Source organism: Streptomyces sp. NPDC049954, assembly GCF_040656295.1.
Taxonomy (GTDB): domain Bacteria; phylum Actinomycetota; class Actinomycetes; order Streptomycetales; family Streptomycetaceae; genus Streptomyces.
Genome location: NZ_JBFALS010000028.1, coordinates 1 through 17,307 on the forward strand (window position 1 = coordinate 1; position 17,307 = coordinate 17,307).

Annotated in this window: 13 protein-coding genes; 2 read left to right on the top strand and 11 right to left on the bottom strand. The window is 71.4% G+C overall.

Features of this window, described 5'->3' with window-relative positions:
* Positions 1 to 221: 221 nt before the first annotated feature.
* From AB0J21_RS33210 to AB0J21_RS33240, 7 genes are all read right to left on the bottom strand, one after another.
* Entirely contained in the window at positions 222 to 1,586 is a 1,365-nt protein-coding gene (locus tag AB0J21_RS33210) for a hypothetical protein (RefSeq protein WP_363149895.1), read from the bottom strand.
* Positions 1,583 to 3,568, bottom strand: coding sequence for a hypothetical protein (locus AB0J21_RS33215; RefSeq protein WP_363149896.1), 1,986 nt, complete (start codon positions 3,566 to 3,568; stop codon positions 1,583 to 1,585). Before AB0J21_RS33215 ends, AB0J21_RS33210 begins: the two co-directional genes overlap by 4 nt.
* Complete coding sequence (locus tag AB0J21_RS33220; RefSeq protein ID WP_363149897.1) at positions 3,565 to 4,359, bottom strand: toll/interleukin-1 receptor domain-containing protein; 795 nt, start codon at positions 4,357 to 4,359, stop codon at positions 3,565 to 3,567. The genes AB0J21_RS33215 and AB0J21_RS33220 overlap by 4 nt, the downstream gene beginning before the upstream one ends.
* A 298-nt stretch (positions 4,360 to 4,657) precedes the next feature.
* Positions 4,658 to 5,905: a helix-turn-helix transcriptional regulator gene (locus tag AB0J21_RS33225; RefSeq protein ID WP_363149898.1), complete on the bottom strand. Its 1,248-nt coding sequence runs from the start codon at positions 5,903 to 5,905 to the stop codon at positions 4,658 to 4,660.
* 527 nt (positions 5,906 to 6,432) lie between these two features.
* Positions 6,433 to 6,843: a hypothetical protein gene (locus AB0J21_RS33230; RefSeq protein WP_363149899.1), complete on the bottom strand. Its 411-nt coding sequence runs from the start codon at positions 6,841 to 6,843 to the stop codon at positions 6,433 to 6,435.
* 677 nt (positions 6,844 to 7,520) lie between these two features.
* The gene (locus tag AB0J21_RS33235; RefSeq protein ID WP_363149900.1) at positions 7,521 to 8,753 is read right to left on the bottom strand and encodes a hypothetical protein; all 1,233 of its coding nucleotides are present in this window, start codon (positions 8,751 to 8,753) and stop codon (positions 7,521 to 7,523) included.
* A gap of 52 nt (positions 8,754 to 8,805) precedes the next feature.
* Positions 8,806 to 9,975 (bottom strand): amidohydrolase, encoded by a 1,170-nt coding sequence (locus AB0J21_RS33240; protein WP_363149901.1) that lies wholly within the window; start codon positions 9,973 to 9,975, stop codon positions 8,806 to 8,808.
* Between the two features lie 229 nt (positions 9,976 to 10,204).
* Between AB0J21_RS33240 and AB0J21_RS33245 the strand changes: the two genes are divergently transcribed.
* Entirely contained in the window at positions 10,205 to 11,188 is a 984-nt protein-coding gene (locus tag AB0J21_RS33245) for an Lrp/AsnC family transcriptional regulator (RefSeq protein WP_363149902.1), read from the top strand.
* Between the two features lie 121 nt (positions 11,189 to 11,309).
* Here the strand turns inward: AB0J21_RS33245 and AB0J21_RS33250 are convergent, their stop codons facing one another.
* The 3 genes from AB0J21_RS33250 to AB0J21_RS33260 all read right to left on the bottom strand — a co-directional run bounded on the left by AB0J21_RS33250 (position 11,310) and on the right by AB0J21_RS33260 (position 16,046).
* Positions 11,310 to 12,404, bottom strand: coding sequence for a DUF916 domain-containing protein (locus tag AB0J21_RS33250; RefSeq protein WP_363149903.1), 1,095 nt, complete (start codon positions 12,402 to 12,404; stop codon positions 11,310 to 11,312).
* Between the two features lie 195 nt (positions 12,405 to 12,599).
* The gene (locus tag AB0J21_RS33255; RefSeq protein ID WP_363149904.1) at positions 12,600 to 14,606 is read right to left on the bottom strand and encodes a metallophosphoesterase family protein; all 2,007 of its coding nucleotides are present in this window, start codon (positions 14,604 to 14,606) and stop codon (positions 12,600 to 12,602) included.
* 216 nt (positions 14,607 to 14,822) lie between these two features.
* Entirely contained in the window at positions 14,823 to 16,046 is a 1,224-nt protein-coding gene (locus AB0J21_RS33260; RefSeq protein WP_363149905.1) for a HupE/UreJ family protein, read from the bottom strand.
* Positions 16,047 to 16,177: 131 nt separating this feature from the next.
* Here AB0J21_RS33260 and AB0J21_RS33265 point away from each other — a divergent pair, with 131 nt between their 5' ends.
* Positions 16,178 to 16,918 (top strand): hypothetical protein, encoded by a 741-nt coding sequence (locus AB0J21_RS33265; RefSeq protein WP_363149906.1) that lies wholly within the window; start codon positions 16,178 to 16,180, stop codon positions 16,916 to 16,918.
* Between the two features lie 15 nt (positions 16,919 to 16,933).
* Here the strand turns inward: AB0J21_RS33265 and AB0J21_RS33270 are convergent, their stop codons facing one another.
* Positions 16,934 to 17,302, bottom strand: coding sequence for a hypothetical protein (locus AB0J21_RS33270; protein WP_363149907.1), 369 nt, complete (start codon positions 17,300 to 17,302; stop codon positions 16,934 to 16,936).
* Positions 17,303 to 17,307: the final 5 nt, after the last annotated feature.

A 17,307-nucleotide genomic window follows, 5' to 3' on the forward strand; every position in this document is an offset into this window, starting at 1 on the left:
CTCAACAAACCGGATCATCGCAGGTCACGGGGCACCTTTTGCATGCGATGACAGAACGTCACAGTTCCTGGAATTCATGGTGAAACGCCGAGGCTGGTGTCTACGGCGATGAGCCAGGAGGAGCCGACATGCCGTCCCGCCTCACCGCGATCACCCTGAGGAGGGGGCCCCGCTGAGCTGCGCGGGGCGGGGGAGCCCCGGAGAGCCGACCGGCTACCGGATCAACTTCCTTCCCCGCCGTCCTCGTTCCGTGCGTCAGGTGCGTCAGGTGCGTCAGGTGCGTCAGGTGCGGCGGGTGCGGCGGGTCGGTGCGGGCTGTGCGAGGTGTCCCAGAAGTACCGGGACGTCGTGTCGTCCTCGCCCGTCTGCCACCACTCCTGAGTGCGTCCGCCCGCGCCGCGCTCCGCTGTACCCGGCGAGGACGTGCCCGCGGCCGCCTCCGCACCCCCAGCTGAGCCGGCATCGAAGCCCGGCGACCGGGGCTCCGGGACAACTCCTTCGCCCGAAGACTCGGCCGGCGGTCCCTCGTCCCCGCGCTCGTCGGGCACGTGGAGAAGGGTTCGCTTGATCTCCTCGGCGGCCCCGTGCAGTTCGGCCGCTTCCAGGCTCCGCACCACACGGTGCACGAACACCGTGTGCTCGTCCGTATCCGGCTTCAGGCCCAGTGCCGCCAGCAGTAGGAGCAGCCGGTCCGAGACTCCCACTTCCTCCTCACGGTCGAGCAACCCTCCTCGCCGACCGTCACCGTCCCACAGCGGGCCCCCGACGCTCGCCTCGCTCCTTTCGTCCACGGGTGGGACAAGTAGGTGGCGGAAGAGCTCGGGTACCTCCTCGTCGTTGGCCGCCGCCGCGACCTGGGCGAGCGGGCCGATCATGTCGACCGCCTTCTCGATCTCGTTCTCGTGACGGGCCAACCACCACACCACCGCGCTGCCCGCGCTTTTGAGTACGTCGTCACCGAGGTAGCGCCGCTTGTTGCGCTCGTGCTGACGTTCGTACTCCCAGATCTCCTCGTCCTTGCGAAGGTCGTTCAACTTCCGCAGGCGCTCGCGGTCGGCGGGGGCGAGGGTCAGCGTCACATCGGCCGCCATGGCCTTCACCCGTCCGCTGCGGTCCGGGAGGGGGACAGCCAGATCCCCCTCCAGGCGATACCGTGCGAAGCTCGCCCGGCCGGGCTCCTCGCGCCGGACGACCTCCAGGGCCCGGCTGACGACCGAGGACACGGCCAAGGCCGAGGCGCTGTCCGACCGGTCGCTGTGCTCGGAGAACGGTCTCCACCACACGGTCGCGGAGAACAGGAAGTCGTAGCCGTCCGCCGCGCTCGGCAGCGCCGCGTCGACCACCCGCGTCTCCTGGTACGGCCGCTCCGTCGGCGGGGCGGGCGGTTCGGGCTCCTGGGGCTCGTACGGGTCGGCCGACGCACGGCCACCGCTGAGGACCGTCATCACGAGCAGCAGGGAGCCCGAGGCCGTGACCATGGACATGAAGCTCCACAGCAGCGCCGACCAGTGCAGGAGGTTTCCGAGCACAGCCGGTGAGAGGCCGCACAGGGCGACGAACACCAGGCTGGAAGTACGGTTCTTCATCGTTTCTCTTCCGTGGTCCGTGATCCGGCGCCCACACGGTCCGAACTTTCCGTACGTGCGAATTGCGCATGGTCGATGTACTGCCAGAAGAGGGCGGCGACGGGCGCCCGGGACGGGTGGCGCGCGGGTCCCGCCCAGTCGCAGGCGATGGCGTAGAGGCGGTGGAGAGCGGTCGCGTTGCCACGCGTCGCCCCGACCATCACGTCCAGCGCCATCTCCCGCGTCCTGTCGCCCGCCACCCTGTTCAGCCAGCTGCACACCAGGGGTTCCCAGGTCTCCGTCGGCGGCTGGGAGAAAACCGTCTCCCAGCCCAGGAACAGGTCCGGCCACGGGGGCGGGTCCGGCGACAGGTCGCTGTGCAACAGCTCGGTGAGCAGCCGGAGCTGGAGTTCCGCCCCGCGCGGCTCCCGATGCGTCCGGTCGCGCAGGCGGTCGATCAGCAGCCTGTAGAGGCGACGGTCGCGGCCGGCGAGGTCGAGAAGTGCCTCCCGGGCCTCGCGTGCCGCCTCCCCTTTCCGTACGGCGAGGTAATGCAGCCGCACCAACGCCTGGTCCGGGTGCGTCGCGCCGAGGCTCTGGTGGCAGGCGGCGGTCAGGACGCGGACGAGACCGTCCGACAGCGGGCCGGACCTCGCGCACTCGTACATCCGCCTGCGAAACCACCCCCCGAATCTCTGGTGCTGGAGACCGAGTCCGAGGGCCGCGACGGCTCGCTGGTCGCACGACGTCCCGGTCGCACTGTCCGCCCAGCGGACCACCAGGTCGAAGAGGTGGTCGGGTCGCTCGACGGCCAGGGACTGCTCGCCGAAGCGGACGACGACGTTCACTCGGTCGTCGGTGGTCAGACCGCGGAGCCCGGCGGCATGGCCGATCCAGTCTCTTAGGTCGTCGCGCATCCCGGGGAAGTTCGTCCAGAAGTACGTCCTCACCGCGTCGGCGTAGGCCAGCCGCTCGAAGCGGAGCCGTCCGTCCGGGTCCCGCTCGATCCCGAGTGCCGACAACCGCTCTCCGAAGTCTGTCCGCGCGAGTTCGGTAGTCGCCTCCTCCTCGTGCCGCACCGTTCTCATCAGGCCGTGCCACGCCTCGTAGACGGTGTCGGCGCGGACCTCCTCGAACATCGCCATCGCGAGCAGCAGGGCCCGCTCGGGCGCGGTGCGGACGGTGGCCACCTGTTGGCCCACCTCACGGGCGCGGTTGCTCACCGCGTGCATCGCCTGGTCAAGCCATCCCGCGAAGTCGGTGCCGAACCGGCCGCTGTCACGCGCGGTCCGCACCAGCCCCGCGATCCGCGCCAGTTCTCGCATGGGGGAGCGGTCACACCGGAGCTTGAGGTCCGCCCTCTCCAGGTTTGCGGGGCGGAAGGCCATCCGGTCCATGCGGAGGTACCGCGTGACGACGGCGATGCCCCGGGGGCGCCCCAGCGTCACCCTGTGCGGTTCGAGATCCGGCGCGTGGACGTGCTCCAGGCCCGACGGCAGGACGACGACCATGTGCGCCCCCGCCGCCTGGATCTGCGACCGCCGCACCGCGAGGCGGCGTTGTGCCTCGGCGTACGCCTCCTCATCGGCGATCCCGGACAGGTCGAGGAGGAAGCGGTTCCCCTCACCGGGGGCGAGAGGTTCCTCGTCCTTGTCCGTGGCGGGAAGCTCCTCGAACCGGACGTCCTCCTCGCCGGTGCCCCCGTCCTCACCGATTTCGTGCAGCAGCATGATCGCCGCGGCGCGGCGGCCGCTGCCGGGCGCGGCCTCCAGGAGAACCACGGATCCCGGCTTGTCCAGGTGGTCGGCGGCGACACGGTAGCCCGCCGGCCGTACGAACCGGTCGGCCAGGCGCAACCGGTCCTCGCGCACGATGCGAAGGGACTCGACTCCTTTCCGGATCATCCAGTCCGCACTGACGCCGTAGAAGACGAACTGGTGCCCTTCGCCGTTGTTCACCGGGCCACGCGGATCGTTGACGGTGACACGGTCCTGCCCGGTCATCGTCCGTCGTCCGGGCGTTGGCGCTCGCGCTCGAAGCGCTGGCGGACGGTACCGCTGTTGTCGCCCGCCGTGAACTGAACCCCGGTGTTGTCACCCTCGAAGTGGGGCGCGTTGTACTGGTGTCCCCGACCGGTGTTGACGGGCCCGTGCGGCTCGTTGACGAAGGTGCCGGACAAGTCTCCGTTGAGGTTTCCGATGCCGCCGCGCACACGCTGCTCGACGTCGCGTGTCCGCATGGTGGTGTGCCCGGCGTCCTGCGCCTGCTGCTCGCCGGGCTTCGCCTCCGGCCACTCCCGCGCCGCGCGGGCGTACCGGTCCACCGCTCCCAGCTCGGGCAGCAGCCGAGCGAGCGCGTCGCCGAGCTCCGTCAAGTCCGAACCCGCGTTGCGGTGGTCGAAGCGCCTGTACTGGCAGTCCGCCAGCTCCCGCAGGTCCTCCGGAAGGACGGCGAGGTCGATTCGCGTGGCCTTCCCGACGAGCACCGGGATCACCAGAATCCCGCGGTCCAGTGCGGTCTGGATCTCACGGCGGGTCCAGTCCTGCTCGGCTTCAAGCGCGGGACGGCCATCGGGCCCCCGCACCTCCGTCCAGCGTGGGCCGATCACAGCGAGGAGCGCCTCGCTCTCCTCCACCGCCCTCACCAGTTCCACGGGGTAGCGGTGTCCCGGCGCGATCGAGTTGCTGGCGAAGAAGATCCGCTCGTCGCCGAACCGCCGGCTGAGCTCCCGAGCGATCATGGTCGCTGCGGATTCCTCGTCGCCTGTGCGGTAGTTGACGAAGACGTCGGGCATGAAAGTTCCCTTCGTGAGACGAAAACAGGGGTGTATGGGTACGAGCGTGCGGGCTGCTGACCGGTGCCTGGAGGCGCCGGTCAGCCCGGGCCCGGCCATGGGGTCTGACCGTGTGACGGCATGGCGTGTCCACGGGAGGGCGCGAGGAGCAGGTGCGCGGTCCGGCGTCTCACTGGGCGCGGGCAGCCCGAAGAAGGCGGGGGCCATCTCCCGCGTCGGACGGGCAGCAGAGGGTTCGCCGGATCCCCGGGGCCCTGAGTGTGGGTCGGCCGGGTGTGGCGGGTGGCGCGAACCGGTGTCAGGCGGGCGCTGGTGCGAGTACCTGTGCCAGCGCCGGCTGTAGATCGCGTACGGCCCGGCTGCTCCGGAACCGGGACAGTTCCCGCGCGAGACGCCGGACGTCGTTGTTCACCGTCGCCGACGGCACGGCCGGCATCACCTCCAGGAGTTCCCCGGCGATCCTGCACGCGTGCTCGATCTCCCCGGAGGCGGCGTGTGCCAAGGACCTGCGGAAGCCGTATCGGGCGCGGGTGCGCAACGCGTGCGACGGGAGGCGGCGGCACTCCCGGTCGAGGACCTCGGCGGCTGCTTTGGGGCGACCGAGGTCATGCAGGCACCAGCCCGTCGTCATCGCCGCCGGATCGCTCACGTGAGTGGTGCCGATCACGGGCTCGGCGTCGCTGCGGGCGTCGTCGCTGCCGAGAAGTCTCCGCGCCCGGTCGAGGCTGCGGAGGCAGTCGCCTTCGTCGCCGACGAGCGCGTGTCCCTGAGCCTCCCTCTGGGCGGCGAGCCCCCGGATGCGTGGCGGGAGTCCGTCGCTCTGCGCCCGTTGGGCAAGGGCGACGGTGCCCGCGGCGTCCCCGGCGTAGAGCGTGACCAGAGCGCGGCGCACGAGCGCGTAGGAACCGAGGTGCGGGTCGCCACCGGCGCGCGCCAATTCGGCGGCCTCACCGGTCCAGCCGAGCGCCGAGGCGCTGTCCCCGGCCTCCTGGGCCATCCAGCCGGTGAACTCCGCGAACCGCGAGGCGAGGAGGAACGCGGGAGCCCGAGTGCCGGACGAGGTGTCGGCGGCCAGGCCGGCGACCGTGCGCGTTTGCGTCTCCAGCAGGGGAAGCAGTGCCCTCGGCGCCGTGGACTGGCCGAGCTTCCGTAGCTGCTCGAACTGCGCGAGGAAGGAGGGGAGAAGGGGGTCGGCGGCAGAAGATGCCTGACTGCCGGGCTTCAGGCCGAGGTCGATCAGTGCCCCTGTGCCCGCCGCGAGGACCGCTCGGCGCCCGACGAGCCAGAGGCTCGGGACAGCGGAGGTCCCGGTGGTGTCCGAGTTGGTCCCGGGATGGATGGCCAGGCACTGCAACTCGCCGTCCGCGCCGAGAAAGGCGTCGCACCTCCGGGCCAGTTCAGGAGACGCGGAACGCTCCCCGCGCTCGACCTTGCTGAGGTAGCCCTTGTCATAGCTGAGCGCGACGGAGAACTCCGTCAGAGTGAGCCCCGCTTCCAGTCGTAACCGGCGAAGTTCCGGGCCAAAAAGCGAACTTGTACTCACCATTAACCTCCCCCTGGACGGTGCCCGTGAGTGCTGTGTGCCTTCACGGGGATCTTCGATTCACGTTTACCGGCCGACGCGAAGACCGGCGGTGAACACCCTTCGTGACAGAACTGCCTCGTTCCGTATCTGAGAGTGAGTTTGGCACGAGCCATGCTGCAAGAGGCGGGGTTCGGTGGGGTTGCCCGTTGCCTCTTCGGTCTCGTGACTGAAGTCGACCGTGATCGGGGCAAGGCGATCGAAAATGACAGGAGATGAAGGTCGTGGACTGCGGCTGATCGAAGAATCTGCCGGTCAGCCGCGGCCCAAGCTGGCGACGGCCGGTCGGCTGGCGACGGTGGGCTGGTTCGGTTGCTGGCCGCCCGCCTGCCCGGCCGCTGTGCCGGGTGGTCTGTGGGCGGGCGGGACGCGGGAACTGGACTGGTGAGGGCGATCAGGGTGAGCCGATGTCGTGCGGGAGTTCCTTGAAGCCTCGGTCCCTTGTCGGCGCTGTCGCGTGGCCTTGGTGACCACGGCGCCTTCTCTCGCCGTCAGTTCCGCTCCGCCGGGCTGTACGGTCGCCACGCCCCACCTGTCTCGTCCGGGCCCCAGTACTCGGTGTAGTCCTTGTCGTCGACGCGGCCGGTCAGGTGGAAGACGTTGGGGGTGGAGCCGGGGTCGTTCACCTTGAGGGAGTGCTGGGCCCCCTTGCTGTCGATGTAGTCGACCCGCAGGTGGTACTCGACGTACTCGCTGCCCCGCAGTTTCGACTCCACGGCCATGACGAAACCGTCGTCGGCCTTGAGGGTCTGGGACTGGCGGGAGAAGTAGGGCTTCCCGTGCTGGGTGAACTTCGGGTACCGGTCGTCCAGATCGAGTTCCGCCGGGATGTTGTCCGATCCGATCCCGCCCAGGGGCTCGATCATCGTGGTGTCGAGGGCCTTGGTACGCCGGGTGATCACGGGGACGACGGCCACCACTCTGACGGGGGTGGCGGACGCGTTGGTGAACGTCAGTTTGTAGGCGTTCTTGTGACGGACACCGCACCGATCTTCCGGAGCAGGCGTTTCCAGGAGTCCGGGGTTCTCTCGCCCGTGAGCTGCGCCCTGTCCTGGGGGCCGGTGACCTTCTGGTCCGAGACCAGGTACGAGCCGCTCTCCTCGGGTACGACCACCACTTTGAGGGGGGCGACGTTCCGGGGCGGGTGGGGCGGAAGCCGCCGGCTTGTCGTTGCCGGACCCGGACAGCGTGTCGGTGACGAATCCCTGGAGCGAGGACCCCGGACCGGTGATGAGGCTGACGACGACGGCGGACAGGCCGGTGACGACAGCGGCCACGAGTGCCGTGCGGGCGGTGGTCCTGGTGGATTCGGGCGCTGTGCGGTGCGACGCCGTTCGGACACCCGGCGAAGGTGTGCACGCTGACCGGTCCGTCGCGCCACGCCGTCCCCCAGTAGCCCGACCCGCCTGCCGCCGGGGAAGGCGGGCCGGGAAAAGTCGGCCGGGAAGCTGGTCCACCTCCCTCGCCCCGCTCAGGTCCGTACCGGGCGGACGTGAACAGCCCCTGCGGCGAAGGTGTTTGATCCTGGACCGGGCGGGGGCCAGCGGATTGGGTGTGCGGGAGTGGGTGGTGGTGGCGGTCAGAGCGTCTTGACCAGGAGGCCGGCGATGATCACGGAACCCGTGCTGACCGTGGTGAAGCCGCCGATGAGCATCGGGGCCAGCAGGTCGTCCAGGATGGCCTGCCGCTCGGATTCGTCGCGGCCGACGCCGCGGGCCACCTCCTGCGTGGTGAGGTAGTCCAGCGGGAAGCCGAGCAGGGCGGTCATCGCCACGACCATGCCCTTGGCCGGGGGCCAGCCGACGCAGCGCGAACCCGCGTAGCCGCCGAGGGCCAGGCCCGTCACCCCGGTGACGACGATCGTGGCCACGAGGGGCAGTACGTGGGCGAGTCGACCGGGGGAGAGAGTGGCCGCGTTCGCCAGCACCACGATCAGCAGGCCGGTCATCGCGATGGTGAAGCCGTTCGCCTTCTCCAGCGCCCGGACCGGGTACACCCCGAGCCGGCTTCCGAGGAGGCCGATGCCCAGTCCCCACACCCCGTAGTTGACGCCGGTGAGGTCCTCCAGCCCGGTGGCGCATGCCCCGCCCGCCAGGACGAGGAAGAGCAGGACGGTGTTGTTCTCCGCGAACCTCGGCGGGACGCGGAGCCACCGCGGCGCCCAGCGGGGAGGGGCGGGCGCCGGTTCCACGGTGGCGAGGGCGTGTCCGGCCGGGGCCCCCGCGGTACTCGGCACGGGCTGCTTGGGACGCACCGCCGACCGGAGCCGGACCGCCGAGGCCTGCCGGCGCAGCAGGCTGGTCACCAGCGGCAGTCCCACGACCTGCTGGAGGACGAACACCAGCAGGGGCACCGCCACCAGCGAGTCCTGCCCCGCCTGGCGCAGCGCCTTGTCCGTGATGAGGTACGCCAGCAGCCCGCCGTCCACGGGCCCGGCCCCCGCGACCGCGGCGGCGTACCCGAACAGCGGCGTGACGACGGCCGCCACCAGGACCACGGCCCCCACCATCCCGCACACCGCGACCAGTACGGCCCGGTACTGCTGACGCATGACCCGCAGCGGGATCATCGTGCCCAGGTGGACCATGAGGGCCGGGGCCAGCAGGTTTCCGGTGGTCTTCCATGTGGAGTCGTCCACGATGTCGCGCGGGAGGGCCCCCGACTGCACGAGGGCGAACAGGGCCAGGAACGCGACGAGGAACCCCGGTACCCGCGCCCGGGTGAGTACGGAGCACACCTCGCCGGCCGCCAGGAGGGCGAGGACGAGAGCCGCGGCCACCACCGGGTTCATGAATTCGGTTCCCTTCGTCACCTGCGTCTTCTGCCCGCGCCTGCCCGGCCGCGTCGATTCGGCCCGCGTCGCCTCAGCCCGCGTCGCTCCGGTTCGTACCGCTCAGCAGCCGGTCGCGCTGCGTCTCGTCCAGCGCCAGGTCGATGCCGGTCCAGGCCATCGCGAGGCCGCCCTGGAGGAGCGCTGCCTCCGCGGCGGTCGTCGCGCACGCCTTGGTGAAGCCCTTCTGGTGGTTGACGGCCCCGTCGGTCTCGATACCGACGCTGGCGTGCAGGGCGGGCATCGCCTGGGAGATGTTGGACATGTCCGAGGACGCGCGAGGGCTGGGCTCCGGGGAGAAGCGACGGCCGAGAGCCTCGGCGTTGCGCTGGTACGTGCCGGTCAGGGCCTCGTCGTTGCGGAACTCGGAGTACGCCGGGCAGGGCTGGTCGATCGAGAGGGAGGAGCCCGTCGCCTGCGCGCCCGCCTCGAAGCACGCCTCCACCCGCGGACGAAGGCGGGTGAGCCCGTCCAGGGTCTCGGAACGCAGGATGTAGGTGGCGGTCGTCCGGCCCGGCACGATGTTGGGCGCGTCGCCGCCGTGGGTGACGATGCCGTGGATCCGGTCCCCGTCCGGGATGTGCTGGCGCAGCAGCCCGAGGCCGACCTGCGCGACCGTCTGCGCGTCGGCCGCGTTCACGCCCAGCTCCGGCCAGTTCGCGGACTGCGCCGACCTGCCCGTGTACTCGATCTCCAGCCGGGCGTTGGCCATCATCCGCGCGTCCGCCCGCTCGGTGGGGGCCGGCACCGGGTGCACCATCATCGCCGCGTGGGTGCCCTCGAAGACGCCCTGTTCCAGCATGATGACCTTGCCGCCGCCGTTCTCCTCCGCGGGCGTGCCGAACACCTTCACCGTCAGCCCCAGCTCGTCGGCGAGCGGGGCGAGGGCGAGCGCGGTCGCCACGCCCGCCGCGGCGATGAGGTTGTGCCCGCAGGCGTGCCCCACGTCCGGCAGCGCGTCGTACTCGCAACAGACGCCGAGGACGAGCGGGCCGCTGCCGGCGGTGGCGAGCAGCGCCGTCGGCAGACCGGCCACCCCGCGCCGCACCTCGAAACCGCCGCGCTCCAGCGCGTCCGCGACCCATCCGCTGGCCTTGTGCTCGGCGAAGCCCAGCTCCGGGAAGGCGTGGATGCGCCTGCTCAGGGCGGACAGCCTCTCCGACTCGCGGTCGATCGTCCTGGCGGCTCGGGTCTTGGCGTCCACGGGGTACCTCGTTCGCACGTCGCTGGTCTTCTCGTCCACACCGGGCCGAGGGGCGTCCCCGGCAGGAAACCGGTGGTGCCCCGGGCCTCCTCGATGTGGCCAGAACGATGCCGCCAGGTGCGTTTCCCGGACAGGATTAGCCGGGAATCGAAAGATCTCGCCACGACGTCGTCCGATTCTTCGGCTGACGGGCTGGCCTCGCCCCGCCCCCGGCGCGTACCGTCGCGGTGTGGTGGAGACGCGCGCACCCCTGTCCCCGCTGGACCGGCGGATCGTGGGGGCACTACAGGTGGACGGACGGGCCTCGTGGCGCCGGATCGCCTCGGTCCTCGGCGAGCCCGAGCGGACCGTCGCCCGCCGCGGGACCGCCTTGCTGACCTCCGGAGCGGTGTCGGTCGTCGCCACCGCCGCGCGGGGAGAGGCCGTCGTACTCCGCATCCGGTGCAGCCCGGGGGCGGCCCGGATGGTCGGCGCCGTGCTGGCCAGTCGCGTCGACTGCACCAGCTGCTACCTGCTCACCGGCACCGTGCACTGCCACGCCGAGATCTTCACGCCCCGGAGCCGGCTCGCGGCGCTCACGCTCGACGAGGTGAACGCCACCCGCGGTCTGCTGGAGGTGGACACGCACCTGGTGACCCGGTACTACCGGGGAGCGCACCAGTGGCGTCCGAACCTGATCACCCGGGCGCAGGCGGAGGCGCTGGCGGGCGGCGCACAGACCACCGCGCCGTCGACGGGAGCCTCGGCCCTGCCCGCCCTCAGCCGGGAGGACCGCATCATCCGTGACGCGCTCGCGGTGGACGGCAGGACCGCGAACGAGGCGCTCGCGCGGCTGGCCGGAGTGTCCGAGTCCACCGCGCAGCGCCGTGTTCGCGGTCTCCTCGACACGACGAGGGTGAACGTGCGGGCCGTCGTGGACCCGGCCCTGGTCGGACTGCCGGTGTGCGCGATGCTGTGGATCAGGGCCCACCCCCGGCACGTCGACGACATCGGGCACGCCCTGGCGGCCTCGCCGTACGTGCGGTACGCCGCCGCGACGACCGGGGAGTTCCAGCTCGTGGCCGATCTCGCGGTACCCGACACCGCCTCCCTGCACGAGGCGTTGACGCGTTCGGCCTGGTCGGAGGCGGTCACCGCCGTGCAGTCCGCGTTGATCGTCGGCGCCCCCAAACGCAGTGGCGTCGTCCACTCCCCGTACGAGGAGGAAGTCTGAGCCGCACGGGCCGGACCGCGTCCGGGCCGCGCCCGCCCCGGGGGCCCCGGGGCGCCCATGCCCGCCGGGGACCAGGGCGGACGCGTCCCGCGCCGGTGATCGTCCGGCCGGCCGGTGTCCCTCAGCTCCGCGCGCTCTTCCGCTTCTCCTGCTCCCGCAGCGCCTCCTCCACGGCCTCCCGCACGCGGGTCTCCTCCCGGCGCTCGCGGTGGGCGCGGTGGCGGAGGGTGAGGACGAGGGCGGCGACGGCGGCGATCAGCAGGAGGAGGACGGTCCACGGGACGGCCCACGTGCTCGTCGTCGCCTCGACCGGTTTGAGTGCCGTGGTGGAGCCCGAGGCGTCGGTGAGCAGCGGGGTCAGGGACGCCGTCGCGGTCAGGCGCAGTGCCGGGGTGACGTCGTGGAGCCGCACCTTCGTCCTCCAGCTCTCGCCCGGCAGGAGGTCCGGCGGGGCGGCGAGGCGGCCCGCTTCCTTCCGCAGGCGGCCGAACGGGCCCTCGGCATAAGCCTTCTGGCGGCCGGTGAGGACGACGTTGCCCGTGTTGCGGATCGTGTACGTCAGTGTCGCGTCGCCCTTCGCGAACGGGTTGAGGTGGCCGGAGTAGTCGAGGTGCGGGTTCTCGATCGTGAGGCCGGGCCGGAGTTTCCCGCCGACCCGGAGCGTGACGCGGATGCCGAGGCGGCGGTCGACGTTGATGCCCTCCGCGTCGTCGGGCTGTTTGAGGGAGGTGAGCACCCCGCCCACGTAGTCGCCGGGGGTGGCGTGCTCGGGGACGGTGGCGGTGAAGGGGATCTGCGCGGACCTGCCCGGTTTGACCACCACGCTGTCCCGGCCCGCGTGGACCCACGCGCCGATCCCGTGGGAGTCCCTGTCGGGGGTCAGCAGGTCGAGCCGGCCGGTGTCGGTGGTGAAGCCGTCGGCCGCGTAGACCGCCAGTTCCAGCGGCTTCTCGCCGTGGTTGGCGACGACCATCGCGTCCTTGACCCGGCCGCCCGGGTTCACGGCGTAGCTGAAGCTGGAGCGGTCGTCGCCGTAGTTGTTCGCGGCCGTCCTGACCGTCCAGGTGACCTCGCCGCCCTTGCCTCCGTCGGCCGTCGGCGCGGGACCCCCGGACAGGCCCACTGCCGCGCACGCCAGGAGCAGGGCCAGGACGGCGCGCCTGAGCGGGGCCCTGGCGACGGCGTGACTGCGGGGACGAGGGGGTGGCGCGTGCATATCTGTGCCTACTCCTGAAGCGGGGGCGGGGCGGGGGTGGGGGCGGCGGCGAGGCCGGAACGCCGGGTGTCGGTGGGGCCTGGCGCGGGTGTCGGTGGGGCCCGGCCCCGGGTGTCGGTGGGGTGGGAGGCGGGGTGGGCGCCGAGGGAACGGGCGCCCACCCCGCCGGGTGTCACGGGCCCGGTATGGGTCCGCTCAGCTGCTCAGCGCGGTGATCGTGAGCGTGGCGCGGTAACCGCCCTTGTCGACGCTGTCCGGGATCTTCAGGGACAGGTCGGCGCCCAGTTTGGCGGTGCCCCGGGCGTGCCCCTGCCGCGCGGAGCCGAGGCCGCGCGAGACGGACAGGCCCTGGCCGTGGTCGTCGTAGCCGGAGGCGACGCGCGCGCTGGCCTCGGCGCCCGCCCCGCCCGCGAGCACTCGCGGGGTCCAGCCGAGGTTGGCCCCGGAGAACGTCTTGCCCGCGTCACGGAAGTCGCTCACGTTGGCCGATATCGACCAGGGCGAGAGCGAACGGCGGGTGTCCGACACGACGAGCGGGTTGATCTTCCCGGCGGCCTCGAAGTGGTCGCCGCCCTTCTCCTGCGCGGCGCCGAGGTCGACGAGGCCGTTGTAGCCGTCGATGGTCCAGCCGAACTCGCCGGGCGCGGCCTGCGGCACGTCCACCTGGAGGGACTGGCCGTCACCGTGGTACGGGTGCACGGTGACCTTGTCGACGAGCGAGCCCACGGGCTGCTCGGCGGTGGTGTTCTTGCACCAGCTGCCGTTCTCCACCTGGGAGTTGGGCGCCGCACAGGTCCCCGCGCGGACGTTCTCGACCACGAGCTTGTCCTTGCGCACCTGGACCTTGACGTAGGTGCGGACGTGCTCCTGGTTCTGCACCGAGTTGTACCAGTAGTTGTCCGGGTTCAGCGGGTCGGCGCCGTTTCCGGCCCCGCTCGTGCCGCTGCCGTCCGGCTTGGTGATGTCGTAGTACTTCGAGCCGGAGGCCGAGTTGGCCGTCACGTAGACGACACCGCCGGGGCCCGGGTACACGTCGGCGGCGCCCGGCTTCTCGTCCGGGTCGGCCTTCTCGCCGTTCTTGATCAGGTAGCTGCGGGAGTAGCTGTGGTCGTGGCCCTGGAGCACCAGGTCGACGCCGAGCTTCGAGAAGGCGGTCGGGAAGTCGACGCGGCGCGTCTTGTTGTCCGAGTCCTTCGCGTGATCGGCCGGCGAGTAGATCGAGTGGTGGTAGACGAGCGCCTTCCACTTGGCCTCGTCGCCGTGCTTCTTGATGACGTCGCTGACGTACGCCAGGTGCGCGGCGTCGCCGCCCCCGCCCTGGGAGGTGGCGTAGCTGTTGCTGTTCAGGTCGATGAACAGCACGTCCTTGTAGATGTACCAGTAGTCACCGCCCGAGGTGTTCGACGCGGGGTCGCCGTTGGAGTAGAGCGCGCCCGAGCGGTCGGTGTTCGGGGTGGAGAAGTGCTGCTCGTACGCCTTGCCGCCGACGTCGTGGTTGCCGATGGTGGCCGCCCACGGGTACTGGCGCAGCTGGTCGGGGGCGAGGAACGCGTTCCAGTGCGCCTCGTTGTTGGCGCTCTCGACCTGGTCGCCGCCGGACACGAGGAGTTCGGCGTCCGGGCTGGCCTTCGTCGCGACGTCCAGGGTGTCCTGCCAGCCGGCCTGGTCCTGCGCCAGGTTTCCCGAGGACCCGATCTGCGGGTCGCCGAGGAACAGGAAGTCGTAGTCGCCCTCGAAGTCCTGCGTCTTGAAGGAGTACGCGGGCGACCAGTTGCCCTCGCTGCCGACGCGGTAGGAGTACTGGGTGTGCTCCTTGAGGCCGGTGATCGTCGCGTGCCGGTTGAAGCCGCCACTGGTGTCGATGTTCGCGGCGCCCTGCGCGTCGAAGGTCGCGGAACCGGCGGGGAACGCGCCGCCCGTCAGCTCGGCGGTCGGCGCGACCTGGATCTGCTGCGCCGTGTCGGCCGAGGAGTACCAGGTCACCGTGCGCTGCGACTCGTTGGCGCCGACGCCGAGGACGAGGCCGGACAGGGTCGCGGGCTCCGCGGCGGCGGCAGCGGAGGGCAGTCCGCCGGCGAGGGCCACCGACAGGCCGAGGGCGGCCGTGGTGAGCCCGGTGGCCAGACGCAGGCGCGGTGCGCGCCCGGGGGCCCGTCTGGAAGTACCGGAAGTACCGGAAGTACCGGAAGTACTCGATGCCATGAGGTGTTCGTCCTTATGGGAAGGGTTTGTGTGAGGGGGTAGGGAGGGGGCAGGGCTGTGTTTGTGTGGGAACTGGGGATATAAGGCAAAGCGCACGTCAAGATCTCTCCGCTCGGTTAATCCGCCGCGAACACGGCCCCGGTATCGGCTGAACTTCACGAGGACCCGGGCCGCGTGCGGCGGCCTCAGAACCGGCCGGGGCCGCCCGGGGCGGCGTCAGAGCCCGAAGAGCCGCTGTACGCACCACAGCAGGCCCATGACGGTGACTCCGGCGCAGATCAGCCCGGTCGTCCACAGGCCGGTCCTGGGGGCCCGGCGGCGCAGCAGTACCAGCAGCGGGAAGACCAGCGCGATGATCGTCAACTGGACGGCCTCGATGCCGACGTTGAACACCAGCAGCGACCAGAGCAGGGTCCAGGACCAGGCCTCGTCGATGCCGAGCGCCCCCGCGAAGCCCAGTCCGTGCACGAGGCCGAAGCAGAACACCACCGTGAGCCGGGTCCAGCCCGCGCGGTCCAGGCCGAAGCGCTCGTGCCCGTCCGTCTCCAGTTCGCCGGCGTGCTCGCCGCGCCGCCACAGCCGCCACAGGTACCAGCCGGCGACCACCGCGATCGACAGGGCGATGACGGGTTCCACGAGCCGCGCGGGCACGTCCACCAGGCCCAGCGCGGCGAGCAGGAAGGTCACCGAGTGGGCCAGGGTGAAGCTCGTCGCGGCGAGCACGATCTCCCGCAGCCGCCGCGAACCCGCGATGAGCGCGATCAGGAACAGGATGTGGTCGATGCCGGTCAGCAGGTGCTCGGCGCCCAGCCGGAAGAACTCCCAGAACCGCTCGTACCAGGACTGGCCGGTCGAGAAGGAGGGGTGGGCGGCGTCGAGCGCGGCGCTGCCGGAGCGGCCGTCGAGCGCGTACGTGACGATGGTCTTGGTACCGGTGACATAGCGCTCGGAGTCCGGGAACAGCGCGCTGCGCACCCGGTGTTCGCCGCTTCGGCCGTGGCAGTCCCAGTCCAGCACCACGGTGGCGTACGGGACGCCCTCCTGCTGTCCCATCGCGAAGTCGCCGTGCCGGGTGGGCGTGCAGGGGGAGCCGTGCGAGGTGACCGAGAAGCGCCGGGAGACGTACCGGACGGCGGTCCCGGCGTGCCCGTCGAGAGCGGCCGCCTGCTCACCCGCGTCACCGGCGTCGAACGCGGCGGTGCCCGAGCGGAAGAGCGGGTCGTCGTGCTCGAAGTCGGCGGCGGACACGACGAACAGGTCGTACTCCAGCTTCAGCCGCGTCCGTACGTGGTCCCTCCCCGTGTGCTTCTCGTCGCCCGCGTCGACGCGCACGTACACCGTCGAGGAGAACCCGTGGGCGGACGCGGGCCGGACGGTGCCCAGGAAGGCGACCAGCGCCGCGGTGATCGCGAGGACGGTGCGGCGCACCCGTGGTGACATGTGGCTCCTTCGGTTCGCCTGTGCACGTTCCATGGCGCGGATGAACAAGATCCGGACCGTCGGCGAACCGTGGAAGAACAGACGTACGAAGGGAGCCTGTGGAGGAAGAGTGAAGGAAAGGGGAAGGCAGGATGGGGCGCGTGCCACTCGCCCTCACTGACCGGCAATCGCCGTCACCCGCAACGAGGCGCCGGACACGCGTCCCGCGCCGCCCCCGCCTCCGGTCCGTCGCCCTGCTGGTCACGGCCGCCGCGCTGCTCGCCGGCTGCGGCTCGGGCGACGACTGGTCGGGGCCCCGTCCCGGGCCGAGCGCCGTGGGCGCCCCCGGCCCCGGCTTCACCGACCCGGCCGCCCCGCCCGCGCCCGAGGCCACCGTCACCCCGCGCCCCGGCTCCTGGAGCGGGGTCCGCCCCTCGAAGGGGTATCGGGTGGTCCTGCTCACCACGGGCGAGGACCGCCCGGCCAAGGCCCTCGTGCAGGCCGTACGGGACTGGGCCGGGGACGAGCACGTCGATCTCAGGACGGTGGTGGCCGACGGCCCCTCCGACCTCCTCCCGAGCGTCGTCAAGGCCGTGGACATGTCCCCCGATCTCGTCGTCAGCGCGGGCAACGACCTCGTGGACCCCCTCGCCACGGTCACCGCGAGCCACCTGGACCAGCTCTTCCTGCTGGTCGGCGCGGAACTGGCCGAGCCGACGCACAACGTCACCGCTGTCGACTGGTCCGGCGCGTCCTTCCGCGGCGAGGGCCTGGGCGCCTCCTCGGCGTACGACCCGGCGTCCTTCACCCCGTCCCGCTGCGCCGCCGCGATCCGCGCGGGGACGGCGGCGGTACTCAGCGGGGTGACGGGGGTGGTGCTGTGGCTGCGCTGAGCGGCGGGCGGCCCCTCAGTGGCCCCGGCCCAGCTGGGGCCCGGCCCCCCGGTGGCCGGCCGGCTTCATGACGCGGACGAACAGGCCCAGCAGCGTCGCGTTCACCAGGGCCGCCAGCGCCATGCCCACCACGAGGGCCCAGCCGGGGATGGCCGACCAGAGCAGCAGGAGGAGGCCGGTCGGGAGGGTCAGGAACATCGGCCAGACCCCGGCGAAGGACGCGTCGGGGTGGTTCACGAAGAGGGTGTCCACGCCGAACCACACCAGGGTCGCCGCGAAGACCACCAGATATCCGCGCGAGAACCAGTTGTCGGTGGCGGCTGCCATCATTCGGTGCAGGGGCTTGTCGGTGTTCCCGCTCGTACGGGTGCTCGTGCTCGGCATGATGA